Origin of the sequence: Chryseobacterium lathyri (assembly GCF_030812195.1) — a bacterium.
Lineage (GTDB): Bacteria > Bacteroidota > Bacteroidia > Flavobacteriales > Weeksellaceae > Chryseobacterium > Chryseobacterium lathyri_A.
In genome coordinates this window covers 289383-305571 of sequence record NZ_JAUSSF010000003.1, presented here as the reverse complement: position 1 = coordinate 305571, position 16189 = coordinate 289383, and the positions used below count along the sequence as shown (strand labels likewise).

14 protein-coding genes and 1 riboswitch are annotated in these 16189 nt (G+C 38.6%); of the genes, 11 read left to right on the top strand and 3 right to left on the bottom strand.

Going from position 1 to position 16189, the window contains the following annotated elements; translation table 11 throughout:
• Positions 1-8: 8 nt before the first annotated feature.
• The 3 genes from J2T03_RS16520 to J2T03_RS16510 all read right to left on the bottom strand — a co-directional run bounded on the left by J2T03_RS16520 (position 9) and on the right by J2T03_RS16510 (position 3899).
• Positions 9-1052 (bottom strand): hypothetical protein, encoded by a 1044-nt coding sequence (locus J2T03_RS16520; RefSeq protein WP_307212741.1) that lies wholly within the window; start codon positions 1050-1052, stop codon positions 9-11.
• Between the two features lie 13 nt (positions 1053-1065).
• Entirely contained in the window at positions 1066-2925 is a 1860-nt protein-coding gene (locus J2T03_RS16515; RefSeq protein ID WP_307212738.1) for a TonB-dependent receptor plug domain-containing protein, read from the bottom strand.
• Between the two features lie 31 nt (positions 2926-2956).
• Positions 2957-3130: riboswitch (cobalamin riboswitch) on the bottom strand.
• A gap of 286 nt (positions 3131-3416) precedes the next feature.
• Positions 3417-3899: a cytidine deaminase gene (locus tag J2T03_RS16510; protein ID WP_111956797.1), complete on the bottom strand. Its 483-nt coding sequence runs from the start codon at positions 3897-3899 to the stop codon at positions 3417-3419.
• A 99-nt stretch (positions 3900-3998) separates the two neighbouring features.
• Here J2T03_RS16510 and namA point away from each other — a divergent pair, with 99 nt between their 5' ends.
• The 11 genes from namA (at position 3999) to J2T03_RS16455 (ending at position 16189) form a co-directional block, all read left to right on the top strand.
• Positions 3999-5051 carry an NADPH dehydrogenase NamA gene (gene namA / locus J2T03_RS16505; RefSeq protein ID WP_307212736.1) on the top strand — a complete coding sequence of 351 codons (1053 nt, stop codon included), beginning with the start codon at positions 3999-4001 and terminating at the stop codon, positions 5049-5051.
• A 7-nt stretch (positions 5052-5058) separates the two neighbouring features.
• The gene (locus J2T03_RS16500; protein ID WP_307212733.1) at positions 5059-5352 is read left to right on the top strand and encodes a DUF2752 domain-containing protein; all 294 of its coding nucleotides are present in this window, start codon (positions 5059-5061) and stop codon (positions 5350-5352) included.
• Between the two features lie 185 nt (positions 5353-5537).
• Entirely contained in the window at positions 5538-5942 is a 405-nt protein-coding gene (gene tssD / locus J2T03_RS16495; protein ID WP_307212730.1) for a type VI secretion system tube protein TssD, read from the top strand.
• A 157-nt stretch (positions 5943-6099) separates the two neighbouring features.
• A complete protein-coding gene (locus J2T03_RS16490) occupies positions 6100-8031 on the top strand; it encodes a type VI secretion system Vgr family protein (RefSeq protein ID WP_307212727.1) in 1932 nt (643 codons plus the stop codon).
• Position 8032: 1 nt separating this feature from the next.
• Positions 8033-8203 (top strand): hypothetical protein, encoded by a 171-nt coding sequence (locus tag J2T03_RS16485; RefSeq protein WP_157963379.1) that lies wholly within the window; start codon positions 8033-8035, stop codon positions 8201-8203.
• Between the two features lie 64 nt (positions 8204-8267).
• On the top strand, positions 8268-9242 hold the full coding sequence (locus J2T03_RS16480; protein WP_307212725.1) for a DUF2931 family protein: 975 nt from the start codon (positions 8268-8270) through the stop codon (positions 9240-9242).
• 52 nt (positions 9243-9294) lie between these two features.
• Complete coding sequence (locus tag J2T03_RS16475; RefSeq protein ID WP_306843546.1) at positions 9295-10713, top strand: T6SS phospholipase effector Tle1-like catalytic domain-containing protein; 1419 nt, start codon at positions 9295-9297, stop codon at positions 10711-10713.
• A gap of 53 nt (positions 10714-10766) precedes the next feature.
• Positions 10767-11807, top strand: coding sequence for a hypothetical protein (locus J2T03_RS16470; RefSeq protein WP_306843548.1), 1041 nt, complete (start codon positions 10767-10769; stop codon positions 11805-11807).
• Positions 11808-11823: 16 nt separating this feature from the next.
• A complete protein-coding gene (locus J2T03_RS16465; RefSeq protein WP_307212723.1) occupies positions 11824-12864 on the top strand; it encodes a hypothetical protein in 1041 nt (346 codons plus the stop codon).
• A 2-nt stretch (positions 12865-12866) separates the two neighbouring features.
• On the top strand, positions 12867-13355 hold the full coding sequence (locus J2T03_RS16460) for a DUF4280 domain-containing protein (RefSeq protein ID WP_306843551.1): 489 nt from the start codon (positions 12867-12869) through the stop codon (positions 13353-13355).
• Between the two features lie 11 nt (positions 13356-13366).
• A complete protein-coding gene (locus tag J2T03_RS16455) occupies positions 13367-16189 on the top strand; it encodes an OmpA family protein (RefSeq protein ID WP_307212720.1) in 2823 nt (940 codons plus the stop codon).

Here is a 16189-nt window from a genome sequence, read left to right as displayed (position 1 = left end):
TTAATGTCTTAGTTTGCATAAACTGAATTTGAGCCTATACCCGTTGTAAACGATCTGATGATAGCTCCTGAAGTATTATAAACTACAATTTTGCTGGCCTGGGTAAATCCATTGGAATCCGAAGTGAAAATTTTGTCATTGATCACGCTGAATCCATATAAAGCAGAGTAGGCATCAACACTGTTCGCAACAGTAAACAACGGTGATGTAGGTGCTGTTGTAGCACTCATATCCATCTTGTATACATTTTTCCCTGAAGTGAAATAAAACTTACCATTGGCAATCTCAAGGTTTGTAGCGTTGGCAATACCTGTTAAAGTAGTTGTCTTTGTAATGCTTCCTGTGCTTGAGATCTCGTAAATATAAGAATCAGCGGTTCCCGCAGCAATGGCATACACATGTTGGTTGCTTGAAATGATCTTGTTGATGTTTCCGGCTGGTAACGTAATCGTAGATTGAACATCGTTAGTAGAAGTATTGATGTAAGTGATCTTATTTCCAAAACCAAATGAAGCATTCTGTACAAAGATATTGTTTCCGGCTTCTACAATTCTTTCAGCAGCATCTGTGAAAGTGATTTTTTTGATGAAAGAACGGTCTGAAGCTTTGTAAATGCTTACATACTTGGCACCTAAATATTTATCGTTTGTTACATAAATATTGTTGTTGGCAAAAGCCATATATCGCGGAGCATTAAGCTCAGCGGTAATCTCGCCATTCGCTTTAAAATTATAACGGTTTGCGATCTGGATCTTATTGGAATTATTCAATAACAGATAAGCATTTTCACCATTGAAAGCAACCATCTGTAAAACGTCACCTAACTTTGCTCCTCCGTTATTAAGGGCAAAAACGTTATCCTGTTTAAGGTTCAGGTCTGCACTTACAAACGTTACGTCTCCTTCGGGTTTTCCGAAAGTACCTTCATTAGCGATTAAAAAACCGTTGCCATAGAATATTTCCTGCTCATCATTATCATCACTGCTACAGGACACGATGCCCAAAAGGAGTGTAAAAGCAAAAAGAAAATGTAGAAGTTTGTTCAGTTTCATAATATTTTTAAGTTTAAAAATTAATAGTTGCATAAATACTGTAATTCCTTTTCGGCATAGGGTATAAAGATACTGTCTGATAAACTGTATCGGTAACATTGTTTACTTTAAATCCCAAAGTGTATTTCTTGAAAAGTGCGGCAGAAACTCCGGCATTTAAAACAAAATAAGGATCAATAGCCGTAGACCTTTGCTCATCTGTAGTCGTATAAGTAAGGCCGTTGAAAAGCCCCTGTGCGTATAGCTTAAGGAAAGAATAGCCATACTCAATATTTCCAACAGCTTTATGGATCGGAACATACATCATCTGCATTTCAGTATTCTTGTTGACAGATTTTGAATAAGTGTATCCTGCATCCAGCTTCAGGTCATGTTTTCCGAATTTTTTATTCCACTTAATCTGTGATTCCAGACCATACGATTCAACTTTATACGTATTTACGGGTGCCCAGTATCCATAAGGTGTAGGTAGCCAGTTGATGAGATTTTTGATGTCCATGTAATAAGGACTCAATATAATTTTAAAATCACCCAGGCTGAACTCATGGTTCATATCAATATTCGTGGACGTTTCCGGAAGCAGATCCAGATTTCCTCCCGGCTGCCAGTAAAGATCATTAAAAGAAGGATACCTGAAATTTCTTGAAAAGCTTATTCCCATACGATACCATCGTAAAGCATCCCATTTTCCCGAAAAAGAATACAGAAGCGGAGAAGAAATATCCTCCACAAAATCCTTCTTGATGCCGGCTTCAAAACGAAGCTCCTTTGTGGCAAAATACCTGATTAAACCGGATAGTGAACCTACATTTCTGCTGATAACTCCGATTCCGGATTGATTGTCTTTATCTGCTTGATAACCTTCACCCTTGTTCACTTGGAATTCCCCGATCGCATTAATGTTGATTTTTGGAGTGATGAAATAGTTGAAATCATTTTTGAAAATATAGTTCTTTCCCTCTGCACCGCTTGTTTTAGGCTGGTTAAGACCTGAAAAATACTGGAAATTATCTTCTGTATAAGCTGCTTTTAAGCTGTTCGAAAGATTACTTTTATTGATATCCCATGCAATTAAACTTCTTAAAGTCTGAGCATTATATTTTGTTTTAGTGCCATTCTGTTCAAAAATAGGATAATGCTGTGATGCATCGAACATCTGATTCTGCCATGAAATAGTCTGATGGTCAGCAATTTTGTAAGAAGCTCCGATGTTAACTGAAGTATTATAGTATTTTCCGTTAGTATTGTGAAATCCAGTACTTCCTACGACAAACTCAGGGACTTTATAATCATTTTGGCTTGTGAAATAGCTTCCCGACACCTTAACGCTTAATTTATCATTGCTGAAAGATGCCTGCAGAAAATTATTATACGTATCAAAAGAGCCCGCCTCCGAATAAACAGAACCCTTAAAACCCCTGTTGAAATCCAGAATATTATTTAAATGAATACTTCCTCCAATAGCTCCGCTACCATAAACAACACTTCCTCCGCCAGCTTTTACATCAATCTGATCATACCCGAAAAGTGGAATATTATTTACATCTCCCTGTCCCAAAAAGCTGGAATTAATGTTGATCCCGTTCCATACAAAAGCTGTCTGCTGAGCCGTTGTTCCCCTGAATGAAGGCGAAGAAACAGCCCCGCGTCCATTTTCTTTCACATAAATAGAAGACTGAAAGCGTAAAAGTTCAGAAAGATTGGCTGAATTCTTTTCAATATCTTTTGGGGTGATCGAACGTACCGGATGGAAAAGCTTTACCTTGCTCATCTGGCTGTCGAAAATATAAATGGTGTCAACCGCTTTCTCCTGTCCGAAGAGAAAGCTGCCGTAAGACGAACAAAGCAGTAATAAAGACCTTTTTATATTCATACTATTTTACTTTTCCTCCGAAAGTAATATGTTTTTAGTTATAAATTTGGCAGGTCTCCTGACTTTCGCTTTCTGCACCTTCCCGTATGAACAGTGGTTTTTTACAGAAATCTATTGCGATTTACAGTTGCGGGGACAGTTTGGGAGTTACACCCAATTCCCTATTATTTCCAAAATGCTGGAAACCAAAATTTTTGCAAAGATAACTTTTTAAATTTATTGCACAAAAAGACAAAAAAGTAGAAATGTGAAACGGCAAAATGTCAATGATGAATGGCCAATTTTGTTTCTTAAAGAATTTTTTTTAAATATGATGATCAGTAATGAACATGGCACTACAAATTGAAAATAGTTCTTTACATTAACAATTCATTTACGCAGCAAAATTGATCATTGAGAAGAGTCTGAGATCTGAAATCTTGGCTCTTGATTCTTAAGCTTTAATTTACCATTCACTTGCGAAGCAAATTCACGATTGACAAAATTCACTTCTACAAAAATGATGAATCAAAATAAAACGGCAGCAGATCTTTAATAGAATGCACCTTCACCACTTCATCATTCATGCTTGAAAAATAAAGGATGATGTTTTCGTTCTGTTTTGTTTCATATTCTATAAGACTTTGCCGGCAGGCCCCACAAGGCGGGATCGGAGGATTTTTCTCATGAAATTCCTTAGGACCTCCCACGACAAAGATCTTCTTCACCTTTACATCCGGAAAATTAGCTGCCACCCAGAAAAGAGTTGTTCTTTCTGCACATAACCCCGATGGATAGGCTGCATTTTCCTGGTTGTTGCCGGAATAAATTTCACCATTTTCCAGTAAGACGGCACATCCTACAAGGAAATTTGAATAGGGCGCATAAGCATTTTCACGGGCCTGTATTGCTCTCTCAAATAAGGTTTTTTCTATATCGTTCAGTTCACTGCTGTTTTTAAAATGCTCGTAACTGATCTGTATGTCTTTTTTCATATATTAGTAAGACTAAAAAGGGGGCCAAATTTACTTCTTTTTCATCATTTCGACAATGTTTTTTTTATTCATCATTAAATTGAAATTCAAAAAATTAAAATGTTATACACACCAATAAAATTTAGAAATATAGAATTGAAAAACAGATGGGTAATGTCTCCTATGTGTATGTATTCATGCGAAAATGGATTGGCAAATGATTTCCACTTTGTCCATTACGGAAGCAGATCTCAGGGCGGGACCGGACTTATCATGGTTGAAGCCACCGGAGTAGAGCCACGGGGAAGAATTACCAACCATTGTATGGGAATCTGGAATGATCGGCAGGCAGAAGAACTTAAGAAAATTGTTGATTTTGTTCATTTCCGTTCAGAAAGTAAAATTGGGATCCAGCTTGCCCATGCCGGTAGAAAAGGGTCTACCTGGAATAACCTGCAGATCCCTGTTGAAGAAGGCTGGGAAACCGTTGCACCGAGTCCTATTCCTTATCATTCCACTGAAAGAATCCCACATGTTCTGACTGTTGACGAGATTAAAGAGCAGGTACAGAATTTTAAAACAGCAGCAAAAAGAGCTGTAAAAGCCGGTTTCGATGTAATGGAAATTCACGGGGCACACGGATACCTTATCCACCAGTTTTTATCACCGCTGTCCAACATCAGGACAGATGATTATGGTGGAAGCTTTGAAAACAGAATCCGTTTTCTTTTGGAAATTGTTGATGCTGTCAACGAAGAATTGGATGAAAATACAGCACTTTTCGTAAGGATTTCCGGAACCGAATATGCCGAAAACGGATGGGATATCAATGACAGTGTAAAGCTCGCCGGAGTTTTAAAAGAACATTCCGTAGATCTGGTAGATGTTTCAAGCGGAGGAAATATCCATGGAGCAAAAATATCTGTATTTGATGGTTATCAGGTTCCTTTTTCAGCCCAGATCAGAAAAGAAGCAGGAGTAAAAACCGGAGCAGTAGGATTAATCACAAAGGTAGAACAGGCTGAAGAGATTTTGGAAAAAGGAGATGCTGACCTCATATTCGTGGCAAGGGAGATTTTAAGAAACCCGTATATTGCCGTTCAGGGGTCATTTGAGATGAAAGAAGACTGCTTCTTCCCGCATCAATATACAAGAGCGAAAATTTCATCATAACAACAGAATGAAGATCGAAGACTTTATGCTGACCTGTCCCAGCAGGAAATTTCTGGGGATAGAATGTCTGGGATGCGGTGCTCAGAGAGCAGTCGTATTGGTATTTGAAGGTAGGTTTTCAGAAGCTTTTCATTTGTATCCGGCTGTTTATACACTACTCCTGTTTCTTTTTACACTGGGTCTGAGTTTTGTAGATAAGAAAAGAAAATACGGTAAAATCCTGATAATAATGATTGTTGTAAATGTGGTTATCATGCTCATATCTTATTATTATAAACATTTTTACATGCATTCTCATTGAAGAAAAAACAAAGCGAAGAATTGTATTTTTTTAATGTTTAATTGATATGAGTAGAAAAAAAGTCGTAGAATTACTACAAAATATAAATATGTTCAGTAAAAACTTTTTAAATTAGAGCGTGAAGTTTATCTTTGTTAAACAAACTTTATGAATAGTATAATCATTAATGATTAAAATGTAAGAATATGGCAGCAAATTCAAGAGGAATCTTAAAATTCAATGGAGGTGAAGGACAAAAGCTGTTAAAGCTTAATTACAGCGTATCAAGATCTACAGATGTTTCAGGACGTGTAGCGTCTGATCCATCGAACGCTTTGATCAAAGTAACAATTGAAGCTACTGAAAAGTCTGATGTTCTGGAAAGCTTACTGAATGGTAAATATAAGCCGACAAGCGGTGAAGTTACATTCAATAAATCGCATGAAGAAGGAACATTGATCTCCCTGAAATGGGAAAACGGATATGTAATTCAGCACGAAGTGGATTTTGATGCTGTCGACAGCAACAATATGCTAATAAGCTTTGTCGTAAGTGCAGAAAGCATTACGTATGGAAATTCACTATATGACGGATTCTGGCCATTAAGCTAGGTCCGGAGTAGTACAAAATACAAAGAGACTGTCCCTCAAGACGGTCTTTTTTTACCTGTTATGAACACTATTTTCTGGCAAGGAATCTTTGTTTATTTTCAAAAATTCCCGATTGGATGAATAATATACCATTTTAACCCAAATCACTTTATAAAATATGTCTACTACACCTGGAAAATCAAAGGGAGCGGGTTTTCGCCCGGCACAGAATGCAGATGGGGTATCCGAAAATCATCATACCGGTATCAACCGTCTGGTTAAGCTTTCCTTAGTCATAGAAGGAAAAATTATCAAATTTTATAAGCATTTCAAACTTAAACAGAGTGCCCAGCGCCATCATGAATTTACACTCACGCTGGCCCATGATACGCTGGGAGACCGCCAGACCCATTCTCTGGAAGAAGCCAATAAATTCCTGGGAAAGCGCCTCACTGCAGTTATTTCATATAAAGGTATAGACAACAGCCCCGAGAGAACCTTTGTGGGAATCATTACCGGGGTGGCATTCAGCCAGGAAAAAATGAGCCTGGGAAATATTGTGCTTACAGGATCCAGTCCAACCATTCTTTTGGATGGAGCTTCCCATATCCAGAGCTTTGGAGGAAGTCAGCCGGTTAATATAGGGATTATTGCTGAAGAGGTGATCAAACAAGGAATTGATAAAGGCCGTTTTGATGTCAGGGTAGATGCCAATAATTTTTCCCAGATCGTCTACAGCAGCCAGTACGACGAAACCCATTACAACTATCTGGCAAGAATGGCAGAAGCATATGGTGAACAGTTCTTTTATGATGGTGAAGTCCTGCATTTCGGGAAACTGCCGCCTCAGAATAAACCTATTATCCTGACCTACGGAAGCAGCGCCAATGATATTAAGGTTGAGCTGAAAGCAATCCATACCAAGCCACAGTTTTATGGGTACAACAGCAATAAGAATGAAAAACTTACTTCGGGTTCTACGCCTATTCAGCATGTAAGTGATATTGCAAAGACAGCTTATGATCACAACAACAGTATTTACAAAACCCCTTCGCTTCAGATAGCGCCTATCAAGGCAACAACCCATCTGGACGTAGAATATTCACAGAAAAGCGCCTCGGGAAGCGCAGCGGTGAACGTTTTTTCCATTTCAGGAAATACAACCGTTCCATTCCTTCATCCAGGATGCATAGCCGATGTTCAGATGCGGAAACAAGACTCCAATGAAACTTCCTATTTCACAAGGATTATGATCACGGAAGCTGAACATGAGATTGATACGATAGGACATTATAAAGGAAGTTTTACAGGGATAGCAGCGGATACGGGATTCCTTCCAAGACCTGAATATAAAATTCCTAAAGCTGAACCACAGACTGCCGTCGTTATATCCAATACAGATCCGGAAGGGCAGGGCAGGATACAGGTGCAGTTTGACTGGCAGACGAGCGATACAACTCATTTTATCAGGATGATGAGCCCTGATGCTGGAGGAACGGACCAGATCACGCAGAACAGAGGATACGTGGCCATTCCGGAAGTGGGAGATCAGGTGATGGTAAATTTTGTCCACAGCCATCCGGACAGACCTTTCGTCATGGGAGGTATGTTTCATGGTGGAATAGCCTTGGGTGGAGGAATCAATAATCATCTGAAATCCATCCAGACCAGGAGCGGAATCAGAATTCTGATGAATGATGAAGAAGGAAGCGTAAAGATTATGGACCCGAGCGGAAATATCTACTATATGGATGGTGCAGGAAACATCAGCATGAAAGCTCCTAAAAATTTCACCCTGAATGCAGGGGATAATATCAACATTACTGCCGGAAAAGAAATTTCGATCAGTGCGGGAGAAGGAATCAACAGCTCTGCCAACAACAGTATTATCTCTACAGCCGGAAAAGATATTGTACAGACCGCTTCCGGTGATATCCGTGAAACTTCGGATACGAGAACCGAAATGGTGGAAAAAGAATTCAAAAGACAGTCCGAAACATCCAATGAAATAGCCGGAGAAATATCCATGTTCAGCGAGCTTGAAAATATGACGATGCAGAGTGGTAAGATTGTAGAATTCAACAGTGCTGAAAAATCAAAACTTTTCTGATATGGCAATCATTAAAACAGCTAAGAATATACAGATAAAAGTCACAGACTCTTATCATCTGAATGTCGGCAAAAAGGTTGAAAAAATTGCTCAGAAAATTAATGTAGAGGCGCAGAAGAACAACCTTGTTTTGGCAAGCAATAAGAAAATAATGTCTCATGGAAACAAATAAATTAAGAATTCTGATTCTTTTTATTGTAAGTAGTTTCTCATTAATCAATTGTCAAAATAAAAAAATGGAACAAAAATACAGCTGGCTGGGAACCCTTTCGGCACCGCAGGAATATCCGATGGAAATTTACAAAGGAGCCCTCATCGCCGATGATTTTACCTACGGCTTCGATGCTATTTGGGGCACACAGAATACAGGCTGGGGAAATGAAGGGGGAACGATGAGTGTAGAAACCGGGCAGATGGATATTCCCCATAAGCTGGAATTTACCTGGTACTCTCTGGTAGAAAATAAATTCTATACCGGAAAATGGGACCTGGATAAAGGAAAAATAAAAGATCTTTTTGATAAAGGTTTTATAGATCAGGATAATGGTAAAAAGACCACATACAGTAATTTTATTGTCGGTCTTGCCCCAAAAGGGAAGGTGGTCTTATGGATCAACGGTCCGGGAAACCAGAAAGAAGTAGGGGCTTTTCAGGCTCATGATACCATTATTACCAAGGAAAAAGCGTACGACAACGCACAGTACATGCTGAAAGAAGGTTTTGCAGACAGAATGCTTAAAGATCCTTCTTATGAAACATTTAAACCTGAGATCAGAACTAAAATAGAAAAAGAAGGGTACCCTGCTCCGGATATTTATGAAGTGTACAGAGAAAGATATAACTGGAAACCCGCAGTGATTCTTCCGGAAGGCAGTGAGTGGCTCGATTTCGGATTCACCAATTACAATGGGGAACAGGAAAACCTCTTTGGGGAAAGCCTGACAGCTGATACCTATAAAAAACGTGCTGTCCCAAAATTCTGCGGTTTTTACTGGAGAGATAAGAATAAAAATAGATACGGCGTATGGGTGGACTCTTTTGACGAAAAAGAAATTTTTGACTTATTCGGGAAGCTGGGAAAAGAAAAAAATATTGACTTTATCATTAAAGTCAATGCAGATAATACAGGAGCGAGTTTATCATTGAAGGGCGAGAAAGAAGAACTGCCGGTTACAAAAGCAAAAGTCAGACTTTCACGTGCAATAGAATAACATCCTTCATAAAATTAACATCAGTCTGTCAACAAAAAATAAAATAAGAACGATGCACAATAATAAATTTGGAGATTATACACCGGAAATATCCAAAGAGGAAGTGTTAGACATTACTCTTGGGGTGTTTTTTGACGGAACTTTGAATAATAAAACCAATACCACAGAAAGAAAAAACAAAACGGCCGACTACAAGAAAAATGGAGGTGACCCCACCGATAACAACAGTTATAATAACGACTGGAGCAACGTGGCGCGTTTATGGGACAATTATGATAAAAATTTTGGCATCTACATAGAAGGTATCGGTACCGAAGATAAAGAAGAAGATTCTATGCTTGGCTATGCCTTCGGAACAGGCACTACCGGGATCCGTGGGAAGGTGAGAAAAGGCTGCGAAGAGATCGTGAAAAAAGTAAAAAATATAAAGAATGCAAAAAAGGCAGATAAAATTGCAGTCCTTACTTTTGATGTTTTTGGTTTCAGCAGAGGGGCTGCTGCTGCCCGTAATTTCGTCCACGAAATAGGTAAATCCAAATATAAAGCTACCACTACAACCGTTTCACATCAAGGTGTCACGGTAACTGCCCGTTACGACAGCGACGGTGCAGGAGGAATACAAAGTGAAGAGCTTCCGAAATGGGGGCATCTGGGACTTAAGCTGCAGGAAGCCGGAATTACAGTGGGTGTGCTGAAAGTGAGGTTTCTGGGTATTTATGATACTGTTTCCTCCTATTCAAAAAACTTTTCTGCCACGCCGAACTTTCACAATGATGTGAAAGAGCTTAGCCTGAATGATATCGGCAGAGCACAGAGTGTGATTCATTTTGTGGCAGAAAATGAACACAGGGAAAATTTTGACCTTACGAATGTGCATGTAGGTATAGAAAAAATATTTCCGGGGGTACACTGTGACGTAGGTGGAGCTTACGAAGACGGACCGGAAATCTGGGAAGAACTTGAAACGTCCTGGACAACCAGTGCAAAATTAGAGAAATTCAAAAGAGAGCTTGTCGCGGAATCCTGGTATAAAGAAGAAGAGCTTACGATTACACCCGGTTTTTATCTGTCATTGAGGGGAGAACGTAAACTTATAAAAAAAGCATACAGCTATATTCCTTTACATTTTATGGCGGAATATGGTGTCCAAAAAACAGTTCCCCTGACCTTAAAGAAGATTACCGACGAGAAGTATTCTGTTTCATCAAATGCCCTGTTGGTGAGAATAAAAAACCGCTTAAGACCTTACGCCATGGGAGATGGAAAACAGTATATCTTTAAACGTTATAAAGATCTTGAAAGAGCATATGGCGGAATACCGATACCGGAACATAAATATGCAGACTATCAGAAGGAAATGAAAGAACAGGATGACCTGAGAACCCTAAGAAACAAATATCTGCACAGGTCAGCAAGAAGAGAAGGTATAGGAATGGACCCGACATCAGACAGGGTAAGAGTGCTCCATTAATGGCTTATGGATAAGCAAAACAAGGACAGAGAACACGAAGCCGGATTATTTTTATGCAGAAATTTAATATACATACCGTTCAGAAAGGAGAAAGCTTAAAAAGCATAAGTCTGCTGTACAACCTAGACGCAGATGCTTTAAAGTTATTTCATAATAACCACTGCAACGTAAAAGATATGATCCTGATTGAGCTTACAGGTCAGAAAGAACTATTTCTACCCATAACAGCTGTGACGGATAAAAACAAACTGGTACAGTTCGGAAGAGGAAACAGTCTTGTTTTCCGGCCTGAGAATTCATTGTACAGATATGGAGTTTCTATTAATATCGAAAATAATGATCATAAAAATGAACTCAAGTATGAAACATCAGTACGATGGCTTAAAACTGAGAATAAACTTCATTTTTTTGAAATAGACAGGACATCCAACCTGTATCTGAACGAAGAAGAAGTCAATGAAATAGCTGATCTGCTGGCTTATAAAACATCTAAGGTTTTGTATCCGTTACAGATCAGCGTAGATGAGCAGGGAAAGTTCAATGCTGTAGAAAACCTTTCAGTATTTAAAGAAAGATGGCCGGCCGTAAAAGAAGAACTGTACAAAGAATTTGAAGGAGAAACAGTGGACAGTTACTGCGAAAAGATAGAAAAAGTAATAAATGAACCAGATGCGGTAAGTCTTTATTTAAAAGACGATTATTTCATCAGGACCCTGTTCTTTGGGATTTATCAGAGTTTCGGGTGGGATTATCAGGTAGAAATAGAGAGTGGTTTCCCTGTTGTCAGTAATCCTGTAGAGCCGAAATACAAAATAAAATTAGAGATAAATCCCCTGAAAGGAGAAACCGGCCTGATTAATATGGAAGGAGAAGGAAGACTGAATGATGAAAGATCAGTATATGATTTCATGAATAAAGCCCCTTTTTCCATGATCATTGAAGATCACCCGGTCATGAATCATGAAGGAAATTTCAGAATAGTATCCTATCTGAACGGGGAAACTTTACTTTTAAAATCAATGTATTTAGAATGCAGCATAAAACTTGAGAAAAAAAAGAAAATATCAGTAGTCGTTGCTGAATTGACAGACTAAGGAAAAACGTAACAAAATGAAAACCAGATTGAATCATAAAATATCCATACTTACCTTTATACTGAGCTTCAGCCTGTATTTCGGACAGAAAGTAGAGTTTAATATCCCAAAAGATATGGAGACTTTACAGAACTCTATTTCTTATTTCCAGAATGATTTCACAAAGGATGAAGCTAAGGACGCTGCTGTATCTGATAGCGATTTCTTAACTACTGTTAATCTTTATAATTTAAAATATGAAGGTGATGAGAAAAATCCTTATCTGAATTTAGCATTGAAAAGCGGGGCAAAGCCTAAACAGTTTATCCAGCAGGCAGTGTGGAATGTCAATATGAAAAAAGTTTCTTCTAAAAGCACGAAAGTCACTGTTTTTCTTGAAAAAGTAGTGCCGGACAGCTGGTCTAAAAAAGAAGTCGATACCAAACTGACCAAATCTACCGGTAAACTTGAAAAAGAGATCAAAGAATTTCTTTTAAATTATAAGCCCGCAGAACCTTCGAATGATAATGACGTTTCAGAGGCCGATAGTACTGCTGTTACGACCTATACAACTGCTGCGACAACAACAGATATGGTTGCAGATAATCCGAAGCAGAAAAAAACTTCAAAAAAGCTTCAGAGTCTGTTTGGTAAGAAACAGTTTATTTCATTACCCGCTACATCAGAGACCTTTACAAAACTTTTACAGGTAAGTCCAAGTGAATTGGAATGTAAAGACTGTAAAGGGGAAACATACTCCAATTGGGATTTCGACGATTTTAATATGATCTACGCCCATATGAATAGCGGAGAAGAATATTATGCCATTCAGTATTACGGAAGTGACAGCGTTTCAGGATTGCCGCATGGACTGGTATTCAATGACAGCTCACCATCCGAATGTAAGCAGAAGTTTGCAAGGTACAAGGCACAGCTTTACCAAACCACAGTGGATACCGATGAAAACTCCTCCAAAGCATTAACGGTCGTTACCTTTAAGATGAATTCCTCTTTTGTACAACTGGAATTCGGAAATGAATATTTAAGCAGATTAGTAATTTCAAATAAAGAATTTTAGCCATGGCAGAAAAACATATTGTAGTACAGGGTGCTATGTGCAAATGCCAGTTCGGACAGGTTCCGGACAAACTCAAAGTGCTCTCCCACCAGAAAGAATATGCTAATGATAAAAATGCCTCCAAAAAGCTTATCGTAACCACGAAAGAAATAGGAGCAGCTACATTTGAAAAAAATACCTTCGGAAACTGTACAAAAATGGGAGTTCCGCCGCCGCCATGCAAAATTATGGTAACAGAGTGGCAGAATTTTTACGATAAAGTGCAGCTCAATAACAATGGCTATATTATTTTGGAAGATAGCAAGGCCGTTTGTGCCATTGCCGGAACACCATGTATTGAGATCATAGACCATGGCCAGCGAACAGAAGGCAGTCCGCAGAACTTTAAAAATGCTGATCCGGATGTACAGCAGCAGATCAACCCGTTGGTCAGTCCCGAAGAAATGTATAAAGAACAGCCTGAGTATGGCGGGCAGGATGGTGTAATCTAAACGACAAAGAAATGGCAAAAGGAGTAAAAAAAATAAAGGTTACAAAAGGCAGGTATTATCCAAAAATGTCTGTTCCGGGTCAGAGAGTTACTATTGTCCCGAACCAGGATGTCACTTTCCAGGTAGAAGAATGGCTGCCGGATACAACGGCCGAAGATAAAAAGAAACCTGTGATTTGGATGAGGCAGACCAACGACCGCAAAATTATTATCTATCAGGTTCCATCTTCCACAGGGTATAAATTCAATATTGATAAGCAGTACTGCGGTAGTTATCAGTTCTACATTGAGGCCAGTTTTTCCGGTAAAAGAGATACCAAAAATAATGTGGGACTTTATGTGAAAGGCTGGTGTGAACCCAAAATTGTTACCAGTAAATGGACTACCCAGAGAGGAAGTAAGACCAGCATCAAAAACCAGAATAAAGTCAATTATATTTCCTACGGACATATTGTGTATCTTAATCTGACCACAGAAGGTCTCAACGGAAATACGCTGACTATTGAGCTTTGGAACCAGCAGTCCGCAAAAGATGACAAGCTGGTTCATGTATACAATAATGTACAGGTGATAGATGGTGAGGTCAATTTAAAAATAGAAAATACCTACTCATGGATGGCCCATGTGGACAATATCCAGAATGTAGAAGAATTTTATGTCAAAGTAAAAGATTCCGGTTCCAAAAAGTACATCAAAGATAGTATGGGTGATGATCTTCATGCTATCTACCTGAATGTCAAGAATAAAGTGGTTACCACCAATGCCAATGTCAGCAAAAACCAGACCCCGACAAAAGTATACAAGCCGGATGTAAATTCCGCAAGACTCGAGCCATGTAAATTTGAAGTCATCAAAATAACGGAAACTGAAACAAAAGATGGCAAAGCCAACAATACAACAGCTACAGTCTTTAAAAACGGAGATGGTGTCAAACTCATAAAATCTGCTGCTCTTCAGGAACATATTCAGAGAACAATCTATTATAAATTTGATTCCACAGTCATTGATAAAGATGGAGTTGCCATCCTGAATAATGTTCTCAAATTCCTTCTCGAGCACAAAGATTCCACCATGAATCTTAGTGGCTATGCCTGCGTTATAGGAAAAGAAAATTATAATAAAGGACTTTCCCAAAGAAGAGCTGATATAGTGAAAAAATTCTTTGCAGACGGAGGATTGGATCCCAGAAGAATCATCTCGGTAGGAAAAGGGGAAGTAGATCCTACAGATGATAAAATGGGAAGAGATAATATCAAATACAAAAATGAGAAAGATTACGAAAACAACCGTAGAGTAGACATCTCTTTTGTATTCAATGCCCACGACGCCCAGACTATCCATTATGCGGTAGTAGCTCCTACTTCAGCCACGAAAAAAGAACTTATCATTGATGTGACAGGCTTTGATACCAATAGCTGTTTCAGAGATGCCAAAAACAAACATAAAAAAGAAATTTATATCGTCGATGTGGGGCAGGCAATAGATAAAGGAGATACAAAAAAAAGCTTTCAGACACCAACATTCCCTTATGAAGTCTATGCTCCGCTGAGCAGGTATAATTTTGGAGGAGGAGTTGGGTTTGATGCCCAATCAATGACCGTTATGCAATATATCTGGCCTGCATCTTCCAGCCCGAATCAGTTTCATATGCACGTACATACCTGCAGATATTACAGCAATGAGAAAAGAACTACGGTATTAATAAAAGCATATCCGGATATAAAGTGGAGATTCGCCTTTTTTATCAACCTGAGCAACAGCTTAAGTATAAAATGGCAAAAAATGACTCCTGAAAAGCACAAAGAACTTCGAGGCAAAGCATTGAGCCTTGCCAATGAAGAGAAAGGAAAATATACAGATGTAGAATTCGGAGTTGAGCTTAAAGCTTCTTATGATAAACAAGAAGATGGAAGCTATTACTGTAAACCGGAGCTTACTCTGAAATATAAAGATAAGATCAGTAAACTCTTCTCTATTATTTCTTCCGTTAAAAAAATGTCGCAGGGAATCACATCGCAGACAAAAGGTGTTGTGTCCAAAGGAGTAGGAAGAAAATTACCATTTGAAATAAAACTAAATGCACCCGCACTATATTTTGGAGCAGAATGGGAAGCAGATGTTAATGAAGCACATTCTGACATAGGAACCAAGCTGATGCTCTTTATCGAAGCAAAACCTTTGATTGAACTGGCTATTGTTTTTGACCTTTTAGCTCTGGTTGTTCAGGCAGGAGTGGCCGTAGCTACAGCCGGAACAGGAAATGTACTGGCTCTTGAAATCTTCAATATGATCAGAGAATGGGCAAGCAAAGGCTACGAAACAGAACATGTGGTCATCAACTTTAAAATGTACATTGATCTTGAAGTGAAAGGAAAAGTAGATGGTGTTATCGATGGTTCATTCAGTACCGTTAAAGGAGATAAAGAAGTTAATTTTGATCTGAGCTCAAACATTACTGTTGAATTAAAGTCAGGGCTCGAATTAAAAGGAATGTTTGTTGTTATAGGAACTACAAAAAAACCTGAGCTGGAAGGACATGTGGAAGGAAAATTAAGTGCAGGAGCAACTATGGGAATTACTTCGGGACATAAATTAAAATACGATTCTACGGCCGGGATTTATTATATTCCAAGCTTAAGCATAGATCCGTGTGTAGGAACTGTAGTAATCATGGTAAAAGCTGGATTCACCTATAAAAAGGTAAGCTCAGACTGGACTCCGGTAAACTATAACAGAACCCGCACATTTTTTGATGGATTTAATATTATGAAATATTTGGCAGAATTAGTAGGTTATGATAACAAAATATTACTTTGGGAAAAAAAGAAAAATTAA

Bases quoted from the DNA above. Each gene is read 5' to 3' on its own strand.
- J2T03_RS16480 (WP_307212725.1), top strand. From the start codon at position 8,268: ATGGAACAAAAATACAGCTGGCTGGGAACCCTTTCGGCACCGCAGGAA.
- J2T03_RS16485 (WP_157963379.1), top strand. From the start codon at position 8,033: ATGGCAATCATTAAAACAGCTAAGAATATACAGATAAAAGTCACAGAC.
- tssD (WP_307212730.1), top strand. From the start codon at position 5,538: ATGGCAGCAAATTCAAGAGGAATCTTAAAATTCAATGGAGGTGAAGGA.
- J2T03_RS16515 (WP_307212738.1), bottom strand. From the start codon at position 2,925: ATGAATATAAAAAGGTCTTTATTACTGCTTTGTTCGTCTTACGGCAGC.
- J2T03_RS16470 (WP_306843548.1), top strand. From the start codon at position 10,767: ATGCAGAAATTTAATATACATACCGTTCAGAAAGGAGAAAGCTTAAAA.
- J2T03_RS16510 (WP_111956797.1), bottom strand. From the start codon at position 3,899: ATGAAAAAAGACATACAGATCAGTTACGAGCATTTTAAAAACAGCAGT.
- J2T03_RS16465 (WP_307212723.1), top strand. From the start codon at position 11,824: ATGAAAACCAGATTGAATCATAAAATATCCATACTTACCTTTATACTG.
- J2T03_RS16500 (WP_307212733.1), top strand. From the start codon at position 5,059: ATGAAGATCGAAGACTTTATGCTGACCTGTCCCAGCAGGAAATTTCTG.
- J2T03_RS16475 (WP_306843546.1), top strand. From the start codon at position 9,295: ATGCACAATAATAAATTTGGAGATTATACACCGGAAATATCCAAAGAG.
- J2T03_RS16460 (WP_306843551.1), top strand. From the start codon at position 12,867: ATGGCAGAAAAACATATTGTAGTACAGGGTGCTATGTGCAAATGCCAG.
- namA (WP_307212736.1), top strand. From the start codon at position 3,999: ATGTTATACACACCAATAAAATTTAGAAATATAGAATTGAAAAACAGA.
- J2T03_RS16455 (WP_307212720.1), top strand. From the start codon at position 13,367: ATGGCAAAAGGAGTAAAAAAAATAAAGGTTACAAAAGGCAGGTATTAT.
- J2T03_RS16520 (WP_307212741.1), bottom strand. From the start codon at position 1,052: ATGAAACTGAACAAACTTCTACATTTTCTTTTTGCTTTTACACTCCTT.
- J2T03_RS16490 (WP_307212727.1), top strand. From the start codon at position 6,100: ATGTCTACTACACCTGGAAAATCAAAGGGAGCGGGTTTTCGCCCGGCA.